24 protein-coding genes are annotated in these 23,282 nt (G+C 61.5%); 16 read left to right on the top strand and 8 right to left on the bottom strand.

Annotated elements, in window-relative coordinates; all coding sequences use genetic code 11:
* Positions 1–1,239, bottom strand: coding sequence for a M20 family metallo-hydrolase (locus tag WYS_RS11865; RefSeq protein WP_019178393.1), 1,239 nt, complete (start codon positions 1,237–1,239; stop codon positions 1–3).
* 307 nt (positions 1,240–1,546) lie between these two features.
* Here WYS_RS11865 and WYS_RS11855 point away from each other — a divergent pair, with 307 nt between their 5' ends.
* Positions 1,547–2,080: an NYN domain-containing protein gene (locus WYS_RS11855; RefSeq protein ID WP_049796359.1), complete on the top strand. Its 534-nt coding sequence runs from the start codon at positions 1,547–1,549 to the stop codon at positions 2,078–2,080.
* Between the two features lie 62 nt (positions 2,081–2,142).
* Here WYS_RS11855 and WYS_RS11850 read toward each other — a convergent pair whose 3' ends face one another.
* From WYS_RS11850 to WYS_RS11840, 3 genes are all read right to left on the bottom strand, one after another.
* Positions 2,143–3,321 carry an acetyl-CoA C-acetyltransferase gene (locus tag WYS_RS11850; RefSeq protein ID WP_019178390.1) on the bottom strand — a complete coding sequence of 393 codons (1,179 nt, stop codon included), beginning with the start codon at positions 3,319–3,321 and terminating at the stop codon, positions 2,143–2,145.
* 110 nt (positions 3,322–3,431) lie between these two features.
* Positions 3,432–4,721 (bottom strand): tRNA(Ile)(2)-agmatinylcytidine synthase, encoded by a 1,290-nt coding sequence (locus WYS_RS11845; RefSeq protein WP_019178389.1) that lies wholly within the window; start codon positions 4,719–4,721, stop codon positions 3,432–3,434.
* 30 nt (positions 4,722–4,751) lie between these two features.
* Complete coding sequence (locus tag WYS_RS11840) at positions 4,752–5,078, bottom strand: hypothetical protein (protein ID WP_026069079.1); 327 nt, start codon at positions 5,076–5,078, stop codon at positions 4,752–4,754.
* Positions 5,079–5,209: 131 nt separating this feature from the next.
* Here WYS_RS11840 and WYS_RS11835 point away from each other — a divergent pair, with 131 nt between their 5' ends.
* Positions 5,210–5,560, top strand: coding sequence for a hypothetical protein (locus WYS_RS11835; RefSeq protein WP_019178387.1), 351 nt, complete (start codon positions 5,210–5,212; stop codon positions 5,558–5,560).
* A 123-nt stretch (positions 5,561–5,683) separates the two neighbouring features.
* Here WYS_RS11835 and hflX read toward each other — a convergent pair whose 3' ends face one another.
* Positions 5,684–6,967, bottom strand: coding sequence for a GTPase HflX (gene hflX / locus WYS_RS15280; protein ID WP_019178386.1), 1,284 nt, complete (start codon positions 6,965–6,967; stop codon positions 5,684–5,686).
* Positions 6,968–7,405: 438 nt separating this feature from the next.
* On the opposite strand from hflX, the gene WYS_RS11825 reads away from it, so the two are divergent.
* Positions 7,406–8,647, top strand: coding sequence for an ORC1-type DNA replication protein (locus tag WYS_RS11825; RefSeq protein ID WP_049796358.1), 1,242 nt, complete (start codon positions 7,406–7,408; stop codon positions 8,645–8,647).
* On the opposite strand, the gene WYS_RS15275 is transcribed toward WYS_RS11825, so the two are convergent.
* Positions 8,648–9,586 carry a S26 family signal peptidase gene (locus WYS_RS15275; RefSeq protein WP_019178384.1) on the bottom strand — a complete coding sequence of 313 codons (939 nt, stop codon included), beginning with the start codon at positions 9,584–9,586 and terminating at the stop codon, positions 8,648–8,650.
* Positions 9,587–9,684: 98 nt separating this feature from the next.
* Here WYS_RS15275 and WYS_RS11815 point away from each other — a divergent pair, with 98 nt between their 5' ends.
* The 11 genes from WYS_RS11815 (at position 9,685) to WYS_RS16545 (ending at position 18,846) form a co-directional block, all read left to right on the top strand.
* Positions 9,685–10,158 (top strand): deoxycytidylate deaminase, encoded by a 474-nt coding sequence (locus tag WYS_RS11815; protein WP_019178383.1) that lies wholly within the window; start codon positions 9,685–9,687, stop codon positions 10,156–10,158.
* A gap of 187 nt (positions 10,159–10,345) precedes the next feature.
* Positions 10,346–10,690 carry a hypothetical protein gene (locus tag WYS_RS11810; RefSeq protein ID WP_019178382.1) on the top strand — a complete coding sequence of 115 codons (345 nt, stop codon included), beginning with the start codon at positions 10,346–10,348 and terminating at the stop codon, positions 10,688–10,690.
* Positions 10,683–12,758: a V-type ATP synthase subunit I gene (locus WYS_RS11805; RefSeq protein ID WP_019178381.1), complete on the top strand. Its 2,076-nt coding sequence runs from the start codon at positions 10,683–10,685 to the stop codon at positions 12,756–12,758. Before WYS_RS11810 ends, WYS_RS11805 begins: the two co-directional genes overlap by 8 nt.
* On the top strand, positions 12,755–12,982 hold the full coding sequence (locus tag WYS_RS11800) for a hypothetical protein (protein WP_019178380.1): 228 nt from the start codon (positions 12,755–12,757) through the stop codon (positions 12,980–12,982). Before WYS_RS11805 ends, WYS_RS11800 begins: the two co-directional genes overlap by 4 nt.
* Before the next feature lie 30 nt (positions 12,983–13,012).
* Positions 13,013–13,570 carry a V-type ATP synthase subunit E family protein gene (locus tag WYS_RS11795; protein WP_026069076.1) on the top strand — a complete coding sequence of 186 codons (558 nt, stop codon included), beginning with the start codon at positions 13,013–13,015 and terminating at the stop codon, positions 13,568–13,570.
* A 17-nt stretch (positions 13,571–13,587) separates the two neighbouring features.
* A complete protein-coding gene (gene ahaC / locus WYS_RS11790; RefSeq protein WP_019178378.1) occupies positions 13,588–14,649 on the top strand; it encodes an ATP synthase A1 subunit C in 1,062 nt (353 codons plus the stop codon).
* Positions 14,649–14,954, top strand: coding sequence for a V-type ATP synthase subunit F (locus WYS_RS11785; protein ID WP_019178377.1), 306 nt, complete (start codon positions 14,649–14,651; stop codon positions 14,952–14,954). Before ahaC ends, WYS_RS11785 begins: the two co-directional genes overlap by 1 nt.
* A 1-nt stretch (position 14,955) precedes the next feature.
* Positions 14,956–16,683, top strand: a complete 1,728-nt coding sequence (locus WYS_RS11780; protein WP_019178376.1) for a V-type ATP synthase subunit A — start codon at positions 14,956–14,958, stop codon at positions 16,681–16,683.
* 3 nt (positions 16,684–16,686) lie between these two features.
* The gene (locus WYS_RS11775; protein WP_019178375.1) at positions 16,687–18,078 is read left to right on the top strand and encodes an ATP synthase subunit B; all 1,392 of its coding nucleotides are present in this window, start codon (positions 16,687–16,689) and stop codon (positions 18,076–18,078) included.
* Between the two features lie 2 nt (positions 18,079–18,080).
* A complete protein-coding gene (locus WYS_RS11770) occupies positions 18,081–18,728 on the top strand; it encodes a V-type ATP synthase subunit D (RefSeq protein WP_026069075.1) in 648 nt (215 codons plus the stop codon).
* Positions 18,712–18,846, top strand: coding sequence for a hypothetical protein (locus WYS_RS16545; RefSeq protein WP_272898432.1), 135 nt, complete (start codon positions 18,712–18,714; stop codon positions 18,844–18,846). The genes WYS_RS11770 and WYS_RS16545 overlap by 17 nt, the downstream gene beginning before the upstream one ends.
* Before the next feature lie 9 nt (positions 18,847–18,855).
* On the opposite strand, the gene WYS_RS11765 is transcribed toward WYS_RS16545, so the two are convergent.
* Positions 18,856–20,307: a DNA-directed DNA polymerase II small subunit gene (locus WYS_RS11765; protein WP_019178373.1), complete on the bottom strand. Its 1,452-nt coding sequence runs from the start codon at positions 20,305–20,307 to the stop codon at positions 18,856–18,858.
* Between the two features lie 350 nt (positions 20,308–20,657).
* Here WYS_RS11765 and WYS_RS11760 point away from each other — a divergent pair, with 350 nt between their 5' ends.
* Both WYS_RS11760 and WYS_RS11755 read left to right on the top strand, forming a co-directional pair.
* The gene (locus tag WYS_RS11760; RefSeq protein WP_019178372.1) at positions 20,658–21,053 is read left to right on the top strand and encodes an RNA-binding domain-containing protein; all 396 of its coding nucleotides are present in this window, start codon (positions 20,658–20,660) and stop codon (positions 21,051–21,053) included.
* Positions 21,050–21,802, top strand: coding sequence for a sugar phosphate isomerase/epimerase family protein (locus tag WYS_RS11755; protein WP_026069073.1), 753 nt, complete (start codon positions 21,050–21,052; stop codon positions 21,800–21,802). Before WYS_RS11760 ends, WYS_RS11755 begins: the two co-directional genes overlap by 4 nt.
* Here WYS_RS11755 and WYS_RS11750 read toward each other — a convergent pair.
* Positions 21,799–23,205: a CPBP family glutamic-type intramembrane protease gene (locus WYS_RS11750; protein ID WP_026069072.1), complete on the bottom strand. Its 1,407-nt coding sequence runs from the start codon at positions 23,203–23,205 to the stop codon at positions 21,799–21,801. The genes WYS_RS11755 and WYS_RS11750 overlap by 4 nt on opposite strands.
* Positions 23,206–23,282: the final 77 nt, after the last annotated feature.

The raw sequence follows: 23,282 nt of genomic DNA, 5'->3' as shown, positions 1-23,282 counted from the left end.
TCACCTGAACTGCCCGGGATAGCACAGATTGGCCAGTAGGACCGCGAACACCTTGGCGTCGCCGACCATGGAGTCGATGCGGGTGTACTCGTCGACCTGGTGCAGGGTCTCGTCCACGGTCTGCCACACGTAGGCGTCCCACCCGGCCCGGCGGAACCAGTTGGAGCAGGTCTGGCCGCCCACGCCGATGATGGCCGGCTCGATCCCGAGCACCCTCTTGACGGCATCCTTCAGAGCGGCCAGGCCGTCGGTCTCCAGCGAGGACGCCGGTCCCGCCAGGTCCACCCTGGACCCCTCCACGGTGATCTTGGCCCCGGTACGCTCCTCGAACACCTTGGCCAGCTTCTGCGCCGTTTCCACCACGTCCTGGGGGTCGTAGCGGGGCAGCAATCGAGCGTCGAAGAACACCACGTCCTCGCCCGGGATGGTGTTGATGTTCTCCACGTTGGCGGGCTTCTTGGTCGGCTCGAAGGTGGAGGCCGCGGGGATGAAGAGGGGGTCCTCCTCGTTGAACTTGCCGTACAGGTGGTCCCGCAGGAACAGCATGAACTCCGCGCCGACCGTCAGGGCGTTCAACCCCAGCGCCGGAGTGGAGGCGTGCACCTGCTTTCCCTTGGTCGTGATCCTCAGCCAGACGATGGACTTCTCCGCGACCTCTATTACGGAGCCCTTGTCGTCGCCGGAGTCGGGGACGTAGAACAGGTCATCCTTGCCGAAGAGGTTCTGGTCGATGAGGAACTTGATGCCGTGGTCGGAGCCGGCCTCCTCGTCGGCGACCAGGACCAGGCCGACGGACAGCTCCGGCTCCAGGCCGGTGTCCAGGAGGGCCCTGGCCGCGAAGATCGACGATATCACGGCCTGCCCGTCGTCCTCAGCCCCGCGCCCGTAGATCCTGCCGTCGACCACCTGGGGGTCGAAGGGCGGGTAGGTCCACTTCTTCTCATCCCCGGCGGAGACGGTGTCGATGTGCGAGACGATCCAGATGGTGCGGTCGCTCCTCCCCTTCCTCCTGGCTAGGATGTTCGGCCGGACCCCTGATGCGACGCGCTCGTCCGGGGAGCTGTACACCTTCACGTCCTCGAACCCGCAGAGGCGCACCACCTTCTCCAGGTGCCGCGCTCTCTCCACCTCGCCCTGCCCGCCGTTCTCCGGCCCCATGGAGGGGATGCGGAGCATGGCCTGCATCTCCTTGATCATGTCTTTGCGGTACGCCTCGACCGATGCTGCGAGCTCATCCAAGGAAGTCAGGATCCATCACCGGACATAGATGGGATGGGGTGAATAAAGCATGTTGGTCCGGACCGCACATCGTGTCGAGTGGCAGGGGCCCATGCCCGCACCCATTGAGGAGCGTGGCAGGGCAAACCGGGAGATGCAGCGGTTCGCGTTGAACTTTTTATTGTTCGTGAGAAAAATTACCAGTATGGACAATCTTTAAATCCTGGCAATGTAGAATGGCGTAGCACTATTATCCCCCGTCTCTTTCTCGCAGGGGAAAGGGACGGGTACTACTTGTAATGGTGATACTTTGGAGAGGGCAGCAGTATTGCTCGACGGAATGTATCTTCAGAACTTAGCTAACGTCCTTCAATTGAGCGGGAAGTTGGACTATCAGAAGTTCAGCGACAAGCTTTGCTATGGCTATGAACGAGCTAGGACCTACGTGTTCGATGCTCTTCCACCGGAGTCGTCCTCGTATCGGGAAAAGAAGCAACGTTTCCTCGACAGATTGTCATATCTCGACAAGTTCCAGGTTGAACTCGGATATGTCAAGGATGAAGGCCGTACTTGCCCAATATGCCAGAAGCACATACTAATCCCTCGACAGAAGAAAGTGGATATTCTCATCGCCACCCGATTAATGGAGTGCTCTTATGACGATAGGCTTGACAAAATCATCCTGGTTGCAGGCGATGGGGATTTCGTTCCTGCAGTGCAGATTGCCAAGAAGAACAAGGAGATCGCGTTGGCTTTTGCCGAAGGAGGCAGTGTCGGAGTTGCTACTGAGCTGAAAAAAGCGGTTGATCGAAGGATACGTCTTGACCGCGGTTATTTCGATGACTGCCGCATGATGGGATAAATGAGTTTGGGCCGCCAGGGATCGAGATCCTGCCGGCGGCCAGACCGGCATGCGTCTTGATCTCACTCCCGCTTTACTATCATGGACACGGCGTTGCCGCCGCCCAGGCACAGGGTCGCGAGGCCGGTGTTGGCGCCGCGGTCGTGCATGGCGTGGATGAGGGTGGTCAGCACCCTGGCGCCGGAGCAGCCGATCGGATGACCCAAAGCCACCGCGCCGCCGTTGACGTTGAAGCGGTCGTCCGGCACCTGCAGCTCCCTCTTCACCGCGACGGAGGCGGTGGCGAAGGCCTCGTTGTGCTCGAACAGGTCGATGTCCTTGATGGTCAGGTTGTTCCTCTGCAGCAGCGCCCTGGTGCACGGAATGGGGGCCTCCATGATCCACTCCGGCCTGGTGCCGGCGGTGTTGTAGTCCACGATGGAGGCGAGGGGCTTCAGCCCGCGGGACTCCGCGAACTCCCTCGATGTCACGATGACCGCGGCGGCCCCGTCGCTCAGCTGGGAAGCGTTCCCGGCGGTGACGATGCCGCCCTCCCTGAAGGCGGGCTTGAGCCTGGCAAGCGCCTCCATCGAGGTGTCCGCGCGCACGCCCTCGTCCTGCCTGAGCTCGATCTCCTCCTTCTTGCTCTTGACCTTGACGGGGATGATCTCCTTGTCGAACTTCCCGGCCTTCTGGGCCGCCGCCGCCTTAACGTGGCTCTGGTACGACAACTCGTCCGCCTCCTGCCTGGTGACGTTGAACCGCTCCGCCACGGTCTCCGCGGTGTTGCCCATGTGGCTGTCGCTGAAGGAGTCCCACAGGCCGTCCCTTACGAGGTGGTCGACAATGGTGTTGTCCCCCAGGCGGTAGCCGAAACGCCCCTCGGTCAGGAGGTAGGGGGCCATGCTCATGCTCTCCATGCCTCCGGCCACCAGGACCTCGTGCTCCCCGGCCCGTATGGAGTTCGCGGCGAGCATGACGGACTTCAGGCCGGAGCCGCAGATCTTGTTGACGTTCAGCGAGCCGATCTCGATCGGCAAGCCGGCCTTGACGGCCGCCTGCCGGGCGGGGTTCTGCCCCACTCCGGCGGACAGCACGATGCCCATGATGCACTCCTGCACATCGCTCGGCTCCAGCCCGGCCCGCTTGACGGCCGCGCCGATGGCCAACGCGCCCAGCTGGGGGGCGGTGAAGCTCTTCAGTGATCCTCCGAACTTGCCGACCGGGGTGCGGGCGGCGCTGAGTATGACGACATCTTTCACCAGATCGATCTCCTGGTTATCTCATAGAAGGAGCGATGCTCCCATCCCGGCACGCCAGAGGAGTTCCCTATAAAATATTTGCCGGTCATGACGTTCGTCATTGGTCGATGTCAGCGGCCCATCCGCGACAGCGGCATGGAGAGGTGGCGGCGGGAGCACACCGGGGGCTCGTACCATCCTGGCTTCAGGGAGCGCTCCTCCCCCTCCGTCACCGGGTCCCTCTTCTTGGTCCCGCACTCCCGGCACCGGTAGCCCTGGCCGGCCCCCACGGACTTCATCCTCCTGCCGCACTGCGGACAGGAGGGGTTGGCGACCTTGAGCCGGGACGGCGCTAGTTCCAGGACCTCCATCTTCTCGATGTTCAGCGTCCTGGGGGTCTCCCTCAGCTCCCCCAGCACCCTGACCCGGTCCCCCGGCCGCAGGGCCCGCGCCACCTGGCGGTACTCCTTGGACGGCTCGTAGGCGGCGCAGTCCACCTCCTCCCCCTGGGAGGCCAGGCGGAAGATGACGTGGCCGCCCGGGACGGTATGGGGCATGCCGGCGACCGTCCCCACGATCTCGTACGAGGAGTTCGCCTCCAGGGCGGTCCACTGGCGTATGATATGCTCGTCCGTCCCCTGGTTGGTCATGAACAGCATCCAGCGTTCCACCTCCTCCGAGGCGATGGACCGGTATGCCTCGATCAGCTCCATGGCCGAGTCCCCCCGGACGCCGTAGAGGATGGGGCAGGTGGTGTGCGGTATGATGGCCGGCCGGCCGGAGTGGTGGTCGAAGTTGTTGAAGGTGGAGGGGAACCGTTCGTCGATTAGGCTGACATCCTCGACCGAAACGTCCCTCGGAGTGCCCCAGCGGTCCCGGCGACGATACGTCAGCACCTCGTAGGTGCGGTCCATGGGCACCCACGACATCGCGCTGGCGGCGCCGATGATCCCGCGCCCGGAGTTCAGCTGGTAAGTCGTCCCGCCGACCTTCCTCACCGCTTCCAGGGCTTCTTCCTTGGTGATGATCCTGCTGACCGCCCGCCGGTACAGACCGGGGTCCGGCCTTCGTTCCGAGATCACCAGGCCGGGGTCGGAGTCGTCCAGCTGGGACCACTTGTCCATGACCCTGGAGCAGCGCTCCATTACCTCTCCGGCGTCCGGCTCCCCTGTCGAGCGGGGGTAGCAGAACACCTCCCTGCCCCCGATGCGCCCGATGGAGCGCCTCAGCCCGGCGCCGCGGCCGACCCTGAGGCAGATGGCCCCGTTGCCCCGGGTCTTCCACGGCACCGCCGGGTTCAGGCGGACCAGCCGGGGCGGTCCGATGAGGTCGAGATCCCCCATCGCCGCCACCAGCTCCGTTGCCAGGAAGGTGGTGCACATCCACGTGGAGGAATCGGTGTCGTCGGCGGCTACGTACATTATGTCGGCCTCGTAAGGAGCGTGGCCATATCAATCCTTCCCGCCGGGACCTTGGAGGATCTCCAGCTCGCGGACGAACAGGAAGCCGGGATCGTCCGACGACGGCTCTGCCACGATGCGCACCAGGGCGCCGTCCGGCGGCGCCGCCCCGGCCACGTCGAGGGGGCAGAAGGCCTTCGCGAGGTTGCCCCCGGCGTCGGTCAGGTTCAGCACATGCCCCTTCGCGGTGGTCCTCGAGCTCAGCACCAGGCAGGTGAGCTCGCCCCCGCCCTGGTCGAGGGCGGGGATGTCGTCGGCCGGCGGGGGCGAGAAGTCCGACAACAGCATGAGGGCGAGCACGGAGAGGCATGCCAGCAAGAACAAAGCATGGGGGTGGCGCCGGGCCGGGGGCATGACCCTGGAGCCGGCCCCCGGACCTTGGAAGGGCCCATTACAATCAGGCTAAGTCATTTCCCAATGTTTGAATAATCGTTCAGAGATGTCGGCACATGGCAAAGCCGTTCACGGTAGAGAAGGCCGGAGCGCTTTCTGCGGGCCTCGACCTTGTCGGGCTGATAATGTTGATCGTCAGCATCTCGGACCTGTATGGGAACAACTTCAAACAGCTGGGCGCCTGGGGCTACTGGATTCTGGGGATCGGCGCTGTCGTGCTCCTCATAGGGGCTATCTGGACCTTTACCTATCACAGGAACGTCCGCAAGTTCCGCAAGCTCATGGAAGAGAAGAGCAGGGCCGCCTTCGTCAAGCAGATGGACGACGTCGAGTACTTGGCTTGGAACCTTCCCATGAAGTATGAGCAGGAGCTCGGCCTCAAGAAGCGCGATTTCGGGCTGAAGTAAAGGGCGTGCCGCAAGAGGGGGACCCCTCTATTTCCTGTGGAACGCCTTTCCCCGATGCGCACCGGGTCTGTTACCTGACCTCGTAATCGATCCGATATCCTAGAGGCCTTCGCAGCACCGTTCTCATGCAGTGGAAACAGGGGTGCCTTTGAGGGCCACGACCCGGGAGACGATATTGGAGTGGTCCTTCTCCCGGCAGAACAGATGGACCTCCACGCTGTCGCCGTAGTCGACCGAGAGGACCTCGGTGTGGTCGTGCAGCCAGGACAGGAAGGCCTCCACCCCTTCACCATGAGGGAGCCGGAAGCGCATCTCCACGGGGAACTGGAAGGTGAGAGCGATGGCCTCGCGGAGCTGGGGCATCCCTTCCCCACTCATGGAGGATACCGCCACCACCTCCTGGCACGGCACCGTGGAAGCTGCCAGGATCGCCTTGGCGCGGACATCCCGGACCTTGTCCAGCTTGCTGAGGACGATGATTATGGAGGAGGGGTCGACCTCCGGGAACAGTATGCCAGCCGATGTTTCCAGCTTCTTGCGGAATACGTCATCCGGATCAGAGGCGTCGATCACCAGGAGCGCCAGGTCAGCGTAGTAGATCTCATCGATGGTGCTCTTGAACGACTCGATCATGAAATGCGGCAGGTCGCTGAGGAAGCCGATGGTGTCGGTAAGGAGTATCTGCTTGTTGACCCCTTCCTCGAGGCGGCCGGTGGTGGTCGACAGGGTCGAGAACATTCTATTCTCGACGAGAGAGCGCTCGTCGGCAAGGATGTTGAGCAGCGAGGATTTTCCAGCATTGGTGTAGCCGGCGATGGCGACGGTGCAGAAACCTCTCTTCTTTCTCTGGTCCCTTCTCAGGGAGCGGTCCCGGTCCATCTTGGCGAGCTCCTGCTCTACTCTGCTGAGCTGGCGACGGATAAGCTCGTAGTACGCGTCGGTCTCGTACTCGCCGGCGCCGAGGAAGCCGGGGTGCTCGCCGGACTTGGCGTTGTGGACCCATTCTCTCAGGAAGGGGATCTCGTAGCGTAGCCGCGCCCGGAGGACCTGCAACCTTGCTTCCCTGGAGAAGGCCCTGGTAGAGAATATGTTGAGGACCAGCCTGATCCTGTCGACGCACTCGACCTTGAGCTCGTTCTCCAGGAGATAATGCTGGGACGGCCTGAGGTCGCCGTTGATGAGAAGGACCTGTACGGGGCGCTCCTTCAGGAGCTTCTTCAGCTCTTCCAGCTTTCCCTTGCCCACGAAAGTGTTCCTGGCGGGACCGCGCCTCCTCTGGATCGACTCGTAGAGGACCGAATACCCGGCCGACCGGGCAAGGTCCTCGAACTCAAGCAAATCCTCGGTCAATGTGACTATCGCCGCAGTCCGCTCCTCGTCCCGATGGTCGTTCTCGTTCGCTGTCATTCTCTTTCTTCCTTCTCTTCTCTATATATTAACGTAAGTAGTTTCTTCGTCTAACGTCTCACACTTCTTCCGAAAACGCACGTTCCCGGTATCCGATGGATGCTGATGTAGGTATCTGGATGTTTCGCTCCCTCCCTCATCCCCCCGTCTCATCGCGTCAAGAACGTCTCGATCGGGAGCCGCGCCCCGTTCGTCCACGTCGTCGGGGGGGCTCCGCCCGGGTCGGGGGTGGCGAGATCGCGTTCCAGTGGAAATAAAGGGGTGGGGGTCTCCCGGCATCACGTCCGCGCGGCGTCCGACGCACGCCTGGGGAGTGCCGGGAGAAAAACTACATTAGCAACTTCCTCTATACGACGGATTACCGAGGTCCTGCCGATTTCCAATGGAACATGTGGGGTAAGGGTGGTACCTTCTGGCAGGACCTGTGGGGGCGGCTATTTGGAAGAGAACATATTCCAACCATACTTGAACTCGAAGCGCATTTTCCAGCGCAACCGTGAGATCCTCAGATCGTCGTACATCCCGGACGAGCTGCCCCACCGCAAGGAGCAGATCAACCAGCTCGCCTCGATCCTGGTCACCGCCCTCAAGGGCGACCGGCCGTCCAACGTCCTCATCTTCGGCAAGACCGGGACGGGAAAGACCGCCTCGGTGAAGTACCTGGAGAAGGAGATAAAGAAGGCCGACTCCCAGTTCAACCGCGTTCACTACCTGTACATGAACTGCGAGGTGGTGGACACTCAGTACGGTGTCCTGCAGAACATCGGCAACACCTTCTTCACCGATGACAAGTTCAAGGACCGCATCCCCTTCACTGGCTGGAGCACCGAGCGTGTGTACAACATCCTACGGGAGAAGATCGATGAGACCAACAGGGTCGTGATCATCGTCCTGGACGAACTGGACAAACTGGTGTACAAATCCGGCGACGACGTCCTCTACCATCTCTCCAGGATCAACGACGACCTCCAGAACGCCAAGGTATCGCTCATCGGCATCTCCAACGACCTCAAGTTCACCGAGTTCCTCGATCCTCGCGTGAAAAGCCGCCTGGGCGAGGAGAAGATGGTGTTCCCGCCGTACAATGCCGAGCAGCTGAGGGATATCCTGAACCAGCGTTCCGATCTCGCGTTCTACCAGGGCGTCATCGACCCCAGTGTGCCCCCGCTCTGCTCGGCCTTGGCCGCCCAGGAGCACGGGGACGCCCGCAGGGCCCTCGACCTTTTGAGAGTGGCGGCGGAGATCGCCGAGCGCAACGGGGACGACAAGGTCACCGAGGCGCACGTGTACAAGGCCAAGAACAAGATCGAGCTGGACTGCGTTACGGAGGCGATACGCACGCTGCCGACGCAGTCGAAGCTGGTGCTCATGGCCATCATGCTCCAGGAGGAGAGGGGAGAGGGCCGGCTGACCACCGGGGACGTGTACGAAACGTACCGGGAGATAAGCCAGATCGTCAGCGTGACCGTGCTCACGCAGAGGCGCGTCACCGACCTCATATCCGAGCTGGACATGCTGGGCATCATTCATGCCCGGGTGAGGTCCTTCGGCCGCGGGGGGCGCACCAAGGAGATAGAGTCCTCCGTGCCGGTGGTGGAAACGAAGAAAATCCTGGAGGAGGACGAGATCCTCCAGGGCATCAAGAACTACCGGCCCAAGAACCAGACCACCCTGATCTGATCATCTTTTGCCCTTCAGCCTGGTCCACAGGCGCCTGGTGCTGAGCTTCCCGGTCCATCCGAACATGTGCACGCCCCGCTTCTTCAGCAGGGTATTGGCGGTGTCCAGCACGATCGGCACCCCTATGACCACGCCCAGAGTGATGAACAGGTTGGTCTGGCTGTTCGGCGGGGTGTATTCCGGCGCGGTGCCGGTGAACCACAGCTTCAGCAGCCCGAACCAGGGCAGCTCGCCGCGGGCCTTGCCGATGACCCAGTCCCCCTCGATGGGCTCCTTGACGGAAAGGAATCCCTGATCGTACCGGCCTATGTTGCCGCCCTGGTTGTTGGTGTACCAGTTGTTGTCCCCCATGGTGATGAGGCCGCCGTGCGCGTTGCTCCCCATGGTATCCAGCATGGCGTTGAGGTCGATGCTCACGGTGACCTCGGCATACCCTACATCGTACAGGATCAGGAACCCTTGGAGGTTCCACACCTGTTGCGGCCCGGGGGACACCGACCACGCATCATCTGGAAGGTCCAGCAGCGATGGCACGTCGAACCCGCCCCCCGTCTCGTTGTACTCCAGCTCCACTATGGCCCGGTGTATGATGGGCTTGGCCATGCCTGACTTGTAGTAGATCACCACGTCCCCGTACTCGCCGTAGGTCTCGAAACCCGACGTGGCGCCCTCGACGTAAGTCACCACGTCACCGAGGCCGTTCACCTCTTTCACGATGACGATATCCCCGGTGTCGATGGCCCCGATGCTGCTGGGGCCGACGTAGTCGCTGGCCTGGTAAGCGTCATGCTGCATGCTCTTGGACTCTATGACCACCAGGGGCGGCCAGATGCCGCTGTAGGCGAAGATGGCGCCGAGGATGATGATGAAGATCAGGGGGGCCACGATGAAGGCCTTAAGCGATGATAATAAGGAACTGGTCTGCTCCCCCTCGGACACGAGCGCACAAGGGATATAATGAGTATAAAATCGTTCCCTACACGGTCACACTACCTGCTCGGAAATCTAGATATGGTCGGTAGCGAATGGGATGACCAATGAACGGCAGGCCGGACAACGATACCTACTTCATGCGCATGGCCGAGCTGGTGGCCACCCGGTCCACCTGCCTGCGCCGGAACGTGGGCGCCGTCATAGTGAAGGAGAAGCGGGTCCTCACCACCGGGTACAATGGGGCCCCCAAAGGCCTCAAGCACTGCGCCGAGGTCGGCTGCGTCAGGCTGGTCAACCACATTGAATCAGGGACGCGCCACGAGCTGTGCCGGGGGGTCCACGCCGAGCAGAACGCGGTCATCCAGGCGGCCTACTTCGGCGTGAGCGTCAAGGATGCCAGCATCTACATCACCAACTTCCCCTGCGTGCTGTGCGCCAAGATCCTGGTCAACGCCGGGATCAGGGAGATAGTGTACAAGGACGACTACGTCGATGAGCTGTCGAGGAAGGTCCTTGAGGAGAGCAAGGTCGAGGTACGCCGCTACAGCGGCCCCGACCCTCTCACCCCGTGCCCATGAGGGTACTTCGAGCGGCTCTCTGCAACCCTGCCGAGCAGAGTCCGATGGTCCATCAAAAAGGCCTTTATAGCATCAACAAGTTCGCTTTTTTTAGAACAGCCAACCAGGCTGATGGGTCCAACTGACTAAGTCGGAACCCTTTAAATATCAGGAGTATATTCCCATCAAACCTTCCGGAGAGAGAGCTGTGGGCAAATCTGAGACACTTCTCCAAGTAAAGGACGCTGAGGCTAAAGCCAAGCTTTTGATCGAGCAGGCCGATGAGAAGCAAAGGGCCATCATCGCCGCCGCTCGAAGGGATGCGGCTGACAGGATCCAAAAGGCCGAGAGCGCCTCAAAGGCCAACAGCGAGTCCCAGCTGGCTGAGGAAAAGCGTATCCTCGCCATCCAAAGGGACGAACTGCTGAAGAAGGGGACCGGAGAATCGAACATCCTTGGCACCAAGGCCAATGACAGGGTTCCCAAAGCGAAAGCCTACATAAGGCAACATCTTGAGAGGACCTTCGATGTTTCTGCCGGAACCAATGAGTAGGATCTTGGTCGTAGGGACCAAGGACAAATTGCCGGCGACCGTGAACCTTCTCTATAGCCTGGAGAAGGTCCACGTTATTGATTTCTCTCCCGAGACGGAAGGCTTCACTCTCGGAGCGCCGCTCCCGGAGGCCTCCGACGCCTCGCACAAGCTTCTCAAGCTGCGGTCCGCTGAAAAGGACCTTGACATCGTGCCTGTAAAGGGAGGGGAGTGCATGCCGGTCTCCAAGGTCAAGGCCGACCTCGGTTCGACCGTCGCGGAGATCGAGTCCGACGTCCAGTCAGTGGCCGAGTCGAAAAATACCCGACAGGGTCAGCTGAACGAGATGGAGGGCCGTCTGGCCGCTCTCCGGCCTTACCGGAGCATCCCCCTGGACCTTGAGGCTTACAGAGGCTATAGCTGCCTCAGCGTGATCACCGGCAACGTCCACTCCGATCCCGAACCGGGCCTGAGGGATGCGCTCAACGGCGAATACGAGCTCTTCACCACTGAGGACGGTACTTTCATCGCCTTGTTCGTGCCCATCGCCATGGCCGAAGAGGCCCAGCGTGTCCTCGCCCAGTATGGGTTCTCTCAGACCGCGGTGCCCGACGGGACGGGCAACCCCCGTGAAGTGGCCTCCAAGCTGGAGGCCGACATCTCATGCGCCAGAAAGGACCTCGAAGAGACCGAGCAGAAGCTATCCGAGCTGCGGGAGAAGCATGCCGCCGCGATCCTCGCTTCCGACGAGTACCTGAGCATCGAGGTGGAGAAGGCCGAACTGCCCATCCGCATGGGCGCTTCCGCACATTCCTTCATCCTGGAGGCCTGGGTCCCCACCAGGTCCTTCGACGATATCTGCAAGGCCTTCTCCGATAGTTTTGGCGATTCCATTCACATTGAGGTGCTGGAGAACAAGGAGCGGAAGCATCATGAGGAGCCCGCGGAGGAGCACGAGGATGTGGGCATGTTCGCCACCGATGAGGGCAACGAGCCTGCTTCCGAGGAGGCCCCGGTATCACTGAAGCACGGCAAGCTCGCCGGCCGCTTCACTTACTTTACGAACTTGTATTCCACTCCAAGCTACAATGAGATCGACCCCACCATACTGCTGTCGATCTTCTTCCCGCTATTCTTCGGGTTCATGGTGGGTGACGTGGGGTACGCCATCCCGTTCATCATCCTCGGCGCACTGGGCCTGAAGATGTGTGTCAGCAAGGACTGGCGCGCCATCGCCACCATGTTGTTCTACGGCGGTTTGTGGTCCGCCTTCTTCGGATTGTTCCTGTTCGGCGACATGATGGGCATCGAGTTCACCAATGTCCACTCCGGAGGCTCGGAGGGCATGTGGTCCGTCACGTGGGCCGAGCTTCTCGGCATCGATATCCCCCATACGCTTTTCACCATCGGCGGTTTCGATGTGAACCTTGGGTACGTTACCAAGCTGGGCAACGTCACGCTGCTGCTGTACGCGACCTTGTGGGTCGGCCTCGCCCACCTGATCTTCGGGCTGATCCTGGGCATGTATAACATCGCCATCCGCCACGGCATAAAGCATGCCATCATGGAGAAGGGATCGTGGCTGATGATCTTCCTGGGCTTCGCCTGCTTGCTCCCCGTCATCATCGACGTGTTCATCAGCGGCCATGATCTGATAATCACCGAGAACATCGGGTTCCTGCTGGGCATAGGGCTCTTCATAGCCGGCCTCGTGCTGGCGGTCGTGGGAGAGGGCGGGATCGTCCTCATGGAGATCCCGGAGGTCCTCAGCAACGTGATATCCTATGCTCGTCTGGCAGCGATAGGGATGTCCAAGGCCGGAATGGCCCTGGCGTTCAACTACATGTCCATCGGGATGCTCGCGGCCGGCGTCGGCGGGGCAGCTTCGGCCACGGACGTGCTCATACTGATAGCCGCTCTTGCCATATTCGTCGTCGGTCACCTGATGATCTTCATCATGGCGATAATCTCGGCCGGCATACACGGCATAAGGTTGCAGTATGTCGAATTCTTTAAGAAATTCTATACCGGAGGCGGGTTGGAGTTCAACCCCTTGAAGATTAACCGCAAGTACACAGTGGAGGAATGAAAATGGTAGCAGAGATTGGATTGATAGCAATAGGCGCTGGAATCGCGATTGGACTGGCTGGGCTCGGCACTGGTATCGCTCAGTCGAACATCGGTGCTGCGGCCATCGGAATGGTCGCCGAGGATGAGAAGAAGCTCGGTAAGGGCCTGGTCCTGATGGCTCTTCCGGAGACGATCGTTCTCTTTGGTTTCGTCATTGCTGCCCTGCTATGGTTCCTCAAGTAAAGGGGATTCATATCATCGAGAGGCTTGTGAATGGCATTGGATAAAGTAGCCAACGAGATCCTGGAGAACGCACAGCAGGAGGCCAACCTCCGCATCCAACGGGCCGAGGAAGAAAGGGCCAGGATAATGAAGGACGCCGACTCCGAGATCGAGAAGATTCAGAGGCAGGAAGAGAAGGACCTCCAAGAGGCCATCCTTCGCATGAGGCGGCAGGAACTGTCCAGTGCCGAACTGGAGGCCAAAAAGGTCGTCCTCAACAAAAGGAAGGAGGTCCTGAACAGGACCTTCGAGGAGACGCTCCAGGACCTTTCGGCGATGGGCCCCAAAGAGAAATCCGCCCTGTACAAGAAGATACTGGCCGAGGGCAAGAAGGTCATCTCCCGCCCCAAGGTGTACTGCCCCACGGGCGAGGCCGACCTACTGGCCGGTCTGCGGGGGGCCGCCTCGCTGACCGAGATCGACATGGAGCCCGGCCTGCTCATCGAGAGCGAGGACGGGACGGTGCGGCTGGACCTCCGCTTCCGGACCATCCTGGAAAGCATCTGGGACAAGGAGCTGAAGAACGTATCGAACATATTGTTCGAGTGAGAGCACTGGGTGAATAAATGATTGGACTAGGTCGTAAAAGAGGCAACTACGCGTACGCGACCGCGAGGGTCAAAGCACAGAAGAGCCTCCTGCTGACCAAGGACAACTACCCGAAGCTGCTGATGATGGACCTCAACGAGATAGGCAGGTTCATGGGGGAGACCCAGTACAAGGTGGAGATGACCGAGCTGGCCTCCCAGTACTCGGGGGTCGACCTCATTGAGCTTGGCACTTCTCGGAACCTCGCGCGCACGTACCGGACCATCATCGGGTTCTGCACCGGGGAGCTTAAGGAAATGATAGCCTCCTACCTCATGAGGTGGGATGTCTGGAACATCAAGACCATCTTGCGCGGCAAGCACTCCGGCGCGACCCAGGAGGAGATCCTGGAGGACCTGGTCCCCGCCGGCATACTGGACGAGGAGTACCTCAAAGGCCTCCTTGCCCTGGACGGCCCGTCCGAGGTCCTGGACGCCCTCCGCAAGAAGGGCGGGTTCGGCGTACCGGAGGACGTGGTGGCAACGTTCGAGAAGAGCGGCACCATAGCGCCGGTGGAGGACTATCTTGACAAGATATACTATGTCAAGCTTCAGGACGCCATATTGCCCAACACCAAGCCCAAGAAGCTGTTCCTGACGTTCATAGAACGTGAGATAGACGTGTCCAACCTGAGGACCCTGCTCAAGCTGAAGCAGGCCGGTCTGCCCCTGGACAAGGTCCGCCCCTACTTCATCGAGGGCGGCAGATACCTGAACGTCAAGGAGCTCAGCAGGCTGGCCGCGATAGACTCGTTCGACCAGATGGTCGACGAACTTTCCAAACTTCCCTTCTACGACGACATCAAGGAGGGTCTGGACAAGGCCAAGAGGACCGGGTCCCTCAACGATGTCATGCTGAGCTTGCAGAAGTACCTGACCAAGGAGGCGGAGAGCTTCTCCCTCCTGTACCCGCTATCGGTCCTGCCGGTGATCAACTATATTATCAGGAAGAAGGTCGAAGTGGACAACCTCAGGATAATCGCCCGCGGAAAGGCCTCCGGGATGGACCCTGATGTCATAAAGAACCTGCTGGTGATCTGATGGAGTTCGCGGTTCTGGGTCGTGAAGAGTTCGTGCTGGGTTTCCGCCTGGCAGGAGTTACTAGAGTTTACGCCGTGCAGCCGGAGGGGTTCGAAGAGGCCATCCTGTCGATCATAGACGACAGCTCCGTGGGCATTCTGGCGGTCGATGCGAAGGACCTGTCGAGAGTGTCGGCCAACACCCGCAGGAAGGCGCTGGAGAGCATCTCCCCGGTCGTCATCCAGGTAGGCGGCGACGAGGGCGACCTCAGGGAGAAAGTGAAGAGCGCTATTGGCGTTGATCTGTACAAGACCGAGAGGGATTAAAATGGCAAAGCAAGGAGAGATCTACAGAGTAGCCGGACCAGTGGTGACCGCGACCGGCATCTCCCCCAAAATGTATGATGTCATGCAGGTCGGGGAAGAGGGCCTGATGGGGGAGGTCATCAAGATCTCCGGCGACAAGACTATCATCCAGGTTTATGAAGAGACCTCGGGCCTGAGGCCCGGGGAGAAGGTCATCGATACCGCCCAGCCCCTGGTGGCCGAGCTCGGCCCCGGTTTGCTGAGCAGCGTGTACGACGGCATTCAGAGGCCCCTGCCGGTCTTGATGAAGACCATGGGCGACTTCATTACCAGGGGGGTCTCCGCTCCCGGTCTGGACCACAGCAAGAAGTGGGAGTTCGTCCCCGTGGCCAAGAAGGGCGACAAGGTGGGCCCCGGCGCCGTCCTCGGCACCGTGAAAGAGTTCTACATGACCCACAAGATCATGGTCCCCAGCGGCGTCCGCGGCGTCGTCGGCGACATCCGCGGCGGCAACTACACCATCGACGAAGTGGTGGCCAACGTCGGCGGCAAGGACCTCACCATGCTGCAGAAGTGGCCCGTCCGTAACGGCAGGCCCTTCGGCAAGAAGCTGCTTCCGGACATTCCTCTCATCACCGGCCAAAGGGTGCTGGACACCATGTTCCCCCTGCCCAAGGGCGGCACCGGCGCCATCCCCGGGGCCTTCGGGACCGGGAAGACCGTCACCCAGCAGCAGCTGGCCAAGTGGTCCGACGCCGAGATCGTCGTCTACATCGGATGCGGCGAGCGCGGCAACGAGATGACCGAGGTCCTGGCGACCTTCCCCGAGCTGGAGGATCCCCAGACCGGCGAGCCTCTCATGCAGAGGACCGTTCTCATCGCCAACACCTCCAACATGCCTGTGGCGGCCCGTGAGGCCTCCGTTTACACCGGCATGACCATCGCCGAGTACTACAGGGACATGGGCTACAACGTGTCCCTTATGGCTGACTCCACCTCCCGGTGGGCCGAGGCCATGAGGGAGATATCCTCCAGGCTTGAGGAGATGCCCGGCGAGGAAGGCTTCCCCGCCTACCTCGCCGCCAGGCTGTCCGAGTTCTACGAGAGGGCCGGCCGCACCGAGAACCTCAACGGCACCACCGGTTCCGTCTCCGTGGTGGGCGCGGTCTCCCCGCCCGGCGGCGACGTGTCCGAGCCCGTCACGCAGAACACCCTGCGTATCGTCAGGGTGTTCTGGGCCCTGGACTCCAAGCTCCGTGAGAGGAGGCACTTCCCTGCCATCAACTGGCTGACCTCCTACTCCCTGTACACCAACAACCTGGACCCCTGGTACAAGGCCAACGTGGCCGAGGACTTCCCCGCCCTGAGGCAGTGGGCCATGGAGGTCCTGCAGCGCGAGGCCGAGCTTCAGGAGGTCGTGCAACTAGTCGGGTCGGACGCCCTTCCGGACGAGCAGAAGATGACCCTGGAGGTGGCGAGGATGATCCGTGAGATCTTCCTGCAGCAGAACGCCTACCACAAGGTGGACACCTACTGCCCCATGCCCCGCCAGTACACCTACATGAAGCTGATAAGGCACTTCGCCGACCTTTCCACCAAGGCGGTCGACTCCGGCGCCTCCGTGGACGCCATCATCGCCCTCCCCGTCAGGAACAGGCTGGCCAAGTCCAAGTTCGAGGACAACATCGACCAGGAGCTGAGCGCCATCATCGACGAGATGGATGGCCAGTTCGAGAACCTGGGGGGTTAATCCATGAGCATCGTTTCCAAGGAGTACCGCACCATTTCGCAGATCGCCGGACCGCTGGTGTTCGTCGAGAAGACCGAGCCCATCGGCTACCAGGAGCTGGCCACCGTGACCATGCCCGACGGGTCCCAGAAGAGGGGCCAGGTGCTTGACACCTCCGAGACCGCCGTGGTCATCCAGGTGTTCGAGGGCACCTCGGGCATCGAGAGGGCCGCCGGGGTCAAGTTCCTCGGCGAGACCATGAAGATGCCGGTGTCCAAGGACATGCTGGGCAGGATCCTGAACGGTGCCGGCGACCCCATCGACGGCGGTCCCGCCATCACTCCCGAGCAGCGCCTTGACATCAACGGCGCGGCCATCAACCCGTGGGCCCGCGCGGAGCCGAAGGAGTTCATCCAGACCGGTATATCCTCCATTGACGGGATGAACACCCTGGTGCGTGGGCAGAAGCTGCCCATCTTCTCCGGGTCCGGCCTGCCGCACAACGACGTGGCCCTGCAGATCGCTCGTCAGGCCAAGGTGCGCGGCTCCGATGAGGAGTTCGCCGTGGTCTTCGCCGCCATGGGCATCACCGCCGAAGAGGCGCAGTACTTCATGGCCGACTTCGAGAGGACCGGCGCCCTGAAGCGCGCGGTGGTCTTCATGAACCTAGCCGACGACCCCGCCATCGAGAGGATCGTCACTCCGAGACTGGCGCTCACCACCGCCGAGTACCTCGCCTTCGAGCTGGACATGCACGTGCTGGTCATCCTGACCGACATCACCAACTACTGCGAGGCTCTGAGGCAGATCGGCGCCGCTCGTGAGGAAGTGCCCGGCCGCCGTGGCTATCCGGGGTACATGTACACCGACCTGGCCAACCTGTACGAGAGGGCCGGCCGTATCAAGGGAAAGAAGGGCTCCATCACCCAGATCCCCATCCTGACCATGCCGGGCGACGATATCACTCACCCCATTCCCGACCTCACAGGCTACATCACCGAGGGACAGATAGTGGCGTCGAGGGACCTCCTCCGCGCCGGCATCTACCCGCCCATCAACGTGGGCGCTTCCCTGTCCAGGCTGATGAACGCCGGTATCGGTCCCGGGCTGACCCGCGAGGACCACAAGGCCGTCTCGGACCAGTGCTACGCCGCCTACGCCGAAGGCCGTGACCTCAGGGGTCTCGTCGCCATCGTCGGGAAGGACGCTCTCTCGGAGAGGGACCGGAAGTTCCTGGACTTCGCCGATGCCTTCGAGAACAAGTTCGTGAGGCAGGGCAAGGACGAGGACAGGGATATCGAGACCACCCTTGAGATCGCGTGGGAGCTCATCGCCATCCTGCCGGAGAACCAGCTGTCCAGGATCGACAGGAAGTACATCGAGAAGTACCACCCCGCCCACAGAAAGAGTGAGTGAAAATGCCGGTGAACGAGGTCAAGCCAACCCGGTCTGAGCTGCTCGAGGTCAAGCGCAAGATAAAGCTGACCAAGTCAGGCTACAAGATCCTCAAGATGAAGAGGGATGGCCTGATCCTCGAGTTCTTCAAGATCCTGGAGCAGGCCAAGCAGATACGCGAGAAGGTGACGAAGGACCACGCCGCGGCCATGGACCGCATCGCCGTGGCCCAGTCCGTGGACGGCGCCATCGCCGTCAAGTCGGCGGCCTTCGCTCATCGCGCGCATCCCGAGATCTCCCTGCGCTCCAAGAACGTCATGGGGCTGGTGGTGCCGGAGATCGAGACCAACAGCATCAAGAGCACCGTGGACCAGCGCGGCTACGGTGTGATCGGCACCTCCACCTACATCGACGAAGCGACCACGGCATTCGAGAACCTGGTGGAGACGCTGGTGCAGGCGGCCGAGGTCGAGACCACCATGAAGAAGCTCCTGGACGAGATCGAGAAGACCAAGAGGCGCGTCAACGCTCTGGAGTACAAGGTCATCCCTGAGCTCCAGGAGGCCGAGGGTTTCATCGAGCTCCGCCTCGAGGAGATGGAGAGGGAGAACATCTTCAGACTGAAGCGCATCAAGGACAAGGCCGAGGCGAAAGGTGAAATCTCTTCGTAAATATTTTGACTGGAACGATCCAGCGGGCCGGGGGCGGCTGCTCAAGGCCTTCTGGATAATATCCCTTTTCATGGTCGTTCTGGGGTACCTGATAATAGTCTACCTGCTGTTCAGATGATGCGCCGCATCAGCTGAAGTCGAGCATCTTGGCCCTGCCGGTGCCGAGGTGCACTATCGGCAGCTTCCCGGGATCGGGATTGAAGTTGTGCATCCTCTGGAACGGCGTCTGGGCCTGCCAGGTGGACGCGCATATGAGCTTCACCCCGCGGTAGTCGGTGATGCCGGCCCCGTGCACATGGCCGGCCACGAAGATGTCCGGCACCTCGTCGATCACGAGGTAATCCTCCTTCTCCGGGGCCATCGCCGTCCTCCCGCCGTACAGGGGGGCGAGGTGCCTGCGCTTCAGCATCTCCTTCATCCCCTCCAGGGGGTTGTTGTAGTTGAGCCCCTGGACCGCGCCGACCCAATCATCCAGGCTGCGGCCGTGGTACGACAGTATCTTGCGGTCCTCCACCTCGAAGTAGCAGGGGTTGCCGACGAAGAGGATGGAGGAATCGAACATATTGACCAGTTCCTTGGGGAAGGTGGGCTGCGGCTCGGCCGGCCGGACGGCGTCGTGGTTGCCCGGCTGCACCATCAGCTTGATGCCGTCGGGCACCTCCTTCAGCAGCTCGGCCAGGGCCTGGTACTGCATGAAGATGTCATCGATCTCCAGTTCCTCCTCCTGGCCGGGGAATATGCCGATGCCGTCGACCACGTCGCCCGGCACTACCAGGTACTGGATCTCGTCCTTGCCCTCGGTCTTGAGCCAGTGCATCATGTTGTCCCACGGCGTCTTGAGGAAGGTGTTGGAGCCGACGTGCACGTCGGACATGAAGGCGATGGACGCGGACGAATCGCTCGGCTGCATCCCGCCCCCCCGCAGCGGCACGTCGGGGCGTATCAGCTCGTTGAGGACGACCATGTCCCCCTTCTTGGCCGACTTCCCCACGATGCCGATGACCTCGTCGGACACGATGCTGTCCTGGGCGAAGGGGTTGTCCTTGAGTATCAGGACGGGGCAGCGGCCCTCCTCGTCCTCCACCTCGATGAGCTTGTGCCCGTTCTTGGTGGTGCGGACCTCGTTGACCATCCCGATCATGCGGACCTCGCGGTCGAACTTGGTGGCCTTGGCCACGGACACGCACCCGGCCAGCTCGTGCCGCCTGGCCAGCATCCTCTTGATCTTCTTGAAGCGGTCGTTGAAGCACCGTGCGAAATCGATGATGTTGCCCTCGCAAGTGGAGTTCCCGGTGATGTCCTTGAGGACCTTGATCTCCGAGCAGGTGATGCGCGTCGGGACCGTGGGGCCGTTCCTCAGCTCGTGCAGCGCCTCGGGGACCACCGGCGCCGGCACGGACGGCGAGGGGCGGAACCCGTGGATGTGCTCCGCCGTCAGGACCAGAGGCTGCTGGGTCATCGAGGCCAGCACTGATCGGGTGAAGCCCAAGGGGTCATCGGTGGCTAGGACCAGCTCCGCGGCCTCGGGCTCCAGTAAAATGCCCTCGTTGGCAAGCTCATCAAGAATCCGGTCCCTCATCCCGCTACCTTAACTCATTCACGCCTAAATAGGTATTAGCAAATTTCTGTCAACCTAAAACTGCACCCTCGGCCGCCTGCTGAACTATAGCTAAGTCGGGCCAACATGTCACAAGCTAATTAGCTATAAACTCGCTCACTTAGCTAAAAAGATCAACAGGCCATTCAATGACCAGCAGTTCAAATTTTTAAATAACACGGTAGCCCCAGTGGGCTGGCCATCTAAGACGATCCAATCTCCGACAGTCGAGCGCGGTCCCGGCACTCGACCCCCCGGCATCTCTCATCATTCCAGAGCAAAAATCCCCGCTCGAAACAGTTAAAGACGTGGCAGCGCCATAGATGCCAGCCATGCCCAAGATAACCGCCCAGGCCAGATCGTACCCCACCGAGGACCGGGAGAAGGTGCGCCAGTCCCTGCTGGCCATATTCCCCGGCAGCGAGGTCGAGGAGACCGAGAAGGGGCTGACGGCCATCACCATGTCGGGGGACAAGCTCCGGCAGATCATACTTGACACTCACATCCGCGATTCCGCCCGGTCCGTCATGCTGCGCGGCAGGGACGGCAGCTCCACCAAGTTCCGCCTGAACAAGCAGGCCGCGCTCATGGGCAAAGTGTCGTTCCTGGAGGGCGGCGCCGCCCTGGGCGGCATCGACGTCACCGTGGAGGATGACGACATTGACGGGGCCATCGACTTCCTGGCCGAGAGCACCTTGGACGGGAGAGGATCGGAGGACGAGGAATGATCGCCGCGTCATCGCCGTACTTTTCCATGATCCCCTTCCCCGAGGCCCTGGAGAAGGTGGCGTCTAAGTTCCGGGCCTGGGAGATCGTGGCCGAGGGCCTCCACCGCCTCCCGGACATAGAGAGGCAGTTCCTCGAGCTGACCCCATCGTACGATCTGGAGTTCTCGGTCCACGCCCCCATGAGCGACATCAACATCGGCTCGCTGAGCGTCAAGATGAGGGAGGCGTCGATGACGGAGCTCAGGGGGAGCATGGAGGCCGGCCGCCGCATGGGCCTCGACCTCTTCACCGTCCACCCCGGGTTCCTCACTCCGCTGGGCTTCGTGGCGCAACAGAAGGTCAGGGAGACCACCCGCTCTTCCCTCGAGCAGCTGGACAAGTTGTCACGCGAGCTGGGGGTGAGGATAGCGTTCGAGAACATGCCGAAGGCGCCGACCTGCCTGGCCTCCACGCCCCAGGACCTGGCGTGGTTCATCGAAGGCACCGACCTCGGCATCTGCTGGGACATCGGGCACGCCAACACCATGGGCCTGGTGGAGGAGTTCCTGGAGCTGCAGGACCGCTTCATCAACATGCACGTCCACGACAACATGGGGCAGTGGGACGAGCACCTCCCGGTCGGCAGCGGCACCGTGGACTTCCCCAAGGTGCTCAAGGGGCTGCGCAACTACCGCGGGCGGTACGTGGTGGAGTCGCGCGGCTTCGAGGACGGGGTGCTCGGCAAGGAGAGGCTCGAAGCGCTTCTCTAACTCTTGCCGCACTTAGTGCACTTCAGCTCCCCGTTCTCGTAGGTGGCCTCGGTGTTGCCGCAGTGGGGGCAGATGTACCCTATGGCGGTGGGGTCGCGGGGCCGTTGGGGCTGCTGCGGGGGGACCGGCGGCGCCTGCGCTGCGGGGGGCTGCCACTGCTGATATCCCTGTGGATGTGACGGCGCCTGGGGCTGGTATGGGGGTGCCTGCTGGTACGGCGGGTACTGCTGCGGCGGATACGCCTGGACCGGCTGGGGCGCCTGCATGGGGGCGTCCGGCCACACCTTCCTCCCGATGATCCACCCTATCCCCCTGGCGGCGTACCTGATCAGGTAGGGGATGCCGATGAAGATCCAGGCGATCATGAGAAGGCCAATGGTCAGGGTCAGGCCGGTGCTGTCGGGGAAGACGCTGAGCGGTATGCTCAGGTAGTCGAGCATGAAGTGCAGCATGATGGAGGCGTACAGGCCCAGCTTCAGGAAGAGATAGCCGAACGCCAAGCCGCCCACTATGGCGGGGATGACCTTGTAGAAATCCCAGGAGAACACGTGGGCCAGGCCGAACATGGTGGACGAGAACGCCAGGAAGAACGCCTCCTTCCGGCCGATGGAGAACCCTCCTCCCAGGAAGTACCGGTGCCACTTCTTCATGCCCCTGTCGGCCTTCCCGGAGCTGATGACGTAGTCGACGATCAGCAGGGGTATTCCGATGAGCAGGACGCGGGAGATCAGTTCCTCCCATACTGAAGCGTGGGCGAAGCTGTACAGGAGCGTCCACACTTCTCGGGAATTAAAGTCCGGGGTGGAGGGGGTGGCGCCTCCCGTTGTCACCATCAGGTTGAATATTATGTTGAAGGAGATCACCGCCATGAACACGGTGGCGATGACGTACAGGGGGCTGTGGCCGCCCTTGGGCTCCTTGAACGCGAGCTCGTCGGCCGCGGGGCGGACGCTCTTTTTCATCATCCACAGGAACGAGGCGGTTATGGCCACGGCCAGGAAGGCATAGTAGAGGAAGAAGGAGATGCCGCCCCCCAGCTCGTAGATGGGGACGATGAAGGGGACGATGACGTAGAGGGTCACGTGCATGTCCAGGTGCGGGTAGACCAGACCCATGCCCCACAGCAGGATGACGACGTTGACGGCGGTGAGGATGAGAAGGGCTAGCGCGCTCCAGCTCCCTATCCCCCGCCCCAGGTCGCGGATGCCGAACGTCTTCGGAGGGACGTACGGCGCGTAGTAGGCGGGAGCGCTCGGAGCGGGAGGCGGCGTCATGGGGCCGTTCTGGTCCTGGCCGCATCGCGGGCAGAACCTGGAGTCCGGGGAGAGCTCCCTGCCGCAGCTCTTGCAGAACCGCTTCCGGCCGGAGGGGACATCCTCACCTGCCTCTGGACACATGCTCATTCAATCTGTTGGGTGCTATATCTAGCTAACTATCTTAGTCCCGGGAAATCGCCCAGCGGGTTCCGGGGTCTCGGAAG

The sequence above is a fragment of the Methanomassiliicoccus luminyensis B10 genome (genome assembly GCF_000308215.1).
In the GTDB taxonomy this organism is placed as follows: Archaea; Thermoplasmatota; Thermoplasmata; order Methanomassiliicoccales; family Methanomassiliicoccaceae; genus Methanomassiliicoccus; species Methanomassiliicoccus luminyensis.
This window is presented reverse-complemented; position numbering and strand designations above follow the sequence as displayed.

What these genes read in the sequence shown, in the direction of transcription:
- WYS_RS11845 (WP_019178389.1), bottom strand. Translation starts at nt 4,721, where the DNA reads ATGTACGTAGCCGCCGACGACACCGATTCCTCCACGTGGATGTGCACC.
- WYS_RS11835 (WP_019178387.1), top strand. Translation starts at nt 5,210, where the DNA reads ATGGCAAAGCCGTTCACGGTAGAGAAGGCCGGAGCGCTTTCTGCGGGC.
- hflX (WP_019178386.1), bottom strand. Translation starts at nt 6,967, where the DNA reads ATGACAGCGAACGAGAACGACCATCGGGACGAGGAGCGGACTGCGGCG.
- WYS_RS11815 (WP_019178383.1), top strand. Translation starts at nt 9,685, where the DNA reads ATGAACGGCAGGCCGGACAACGATACCTACTTCATGCGCATGGCCGAG.
- WYS_RS11805 (WP_019178381.1), top strand. Translation starts at nt 10,683, where the DNA reads ATGAGTAGGATCTTGGTCGTAGGGACCAAGGACAAATTGCCGGCGACC.
- WYS_RS11800 (WP_019178380.1), top strand. Translation starts at nt 12,755, where the DNA reads ATGAAAATGGTAGCAGAGATTGGATTGATAGCAATAGGCGCTGGAATC.
- WYS_RS11795 (WP_026069076.1), top strand. Translation starts at nt 13,013, where the DNA reads ATGGCATTGGATAAAGTAGCCAACGAGATCCTGGAGAACGCACAGCAG.
- ahaC (WP_019178378.1), top strand. Translation starts at nt 13,588, where the DNA reads ATGATTGGACTAGGTCGTAAAAGAGGCAACTACGCGTACGCGACCGCG.
- WYS_RS11785 (WP_019178377.1), top strand. Translation starts at nt 14,649, where the DNA reads ATGGAGTTCGCGGTTCTGGGTCGTGAAGAGTTCGTGCTGGGTTTCCGC.
- WYS_RS11780 (WP_019178376.1), top strand. Translation starts at nt 14,956, where the DNA reads ATGGCAAAGCAAGGAGAGATCTACAGAGTAGCCGGACCAGTGGTGACC.
- WYS_RS11775 (WP_019178375.1), top strand. Translation starts at nt 16,687, where the DNA reads ATGAGCATCGTTTCCAAGGAGTACCGCACCATTTCGCAGATCGCCGGA.
- WYS_RS11770 (WP_026069075.1), top strand. Translation starts at nt 18,081, where the DNA reads ATGCCGGTGAACGAGGTCAAGCCAACCCGGTCTGAGCTGCTCGAGGTC.
- WYS_RS11765 (WP_019178373.1), bottom strand. Translation starts at nt 20,307, where the DNA reads ATGAGGGACCGGATTCTTGATGAGCTTGCCAACGAGGGCATTTTACTG.
- WYS_RS11760 (WP_019178372.1), top strand. Translation starts at nt 20,658, where the DNA reads ATGCCCAAGATAACCGCCCAGGCCAGATCGTACCCCACCGAGGACCGG.
- WYS_RS11755 (WP_026069073.1), top strand. Translation starts at nt 21,050, where the DNA reads ATGATCGCCGCGTCATCGCCGTACTTTTCCATGATCCCCTTCCCCGAG.
- WYS_RS11750 (WP_026069072.1), bottom strand. Translation starts at nt 23,205, where the DNA reads ATGAGCATGTGTCCAGAGGCAGGTGAGGATGTCCCCTCCGGCCGGAAG.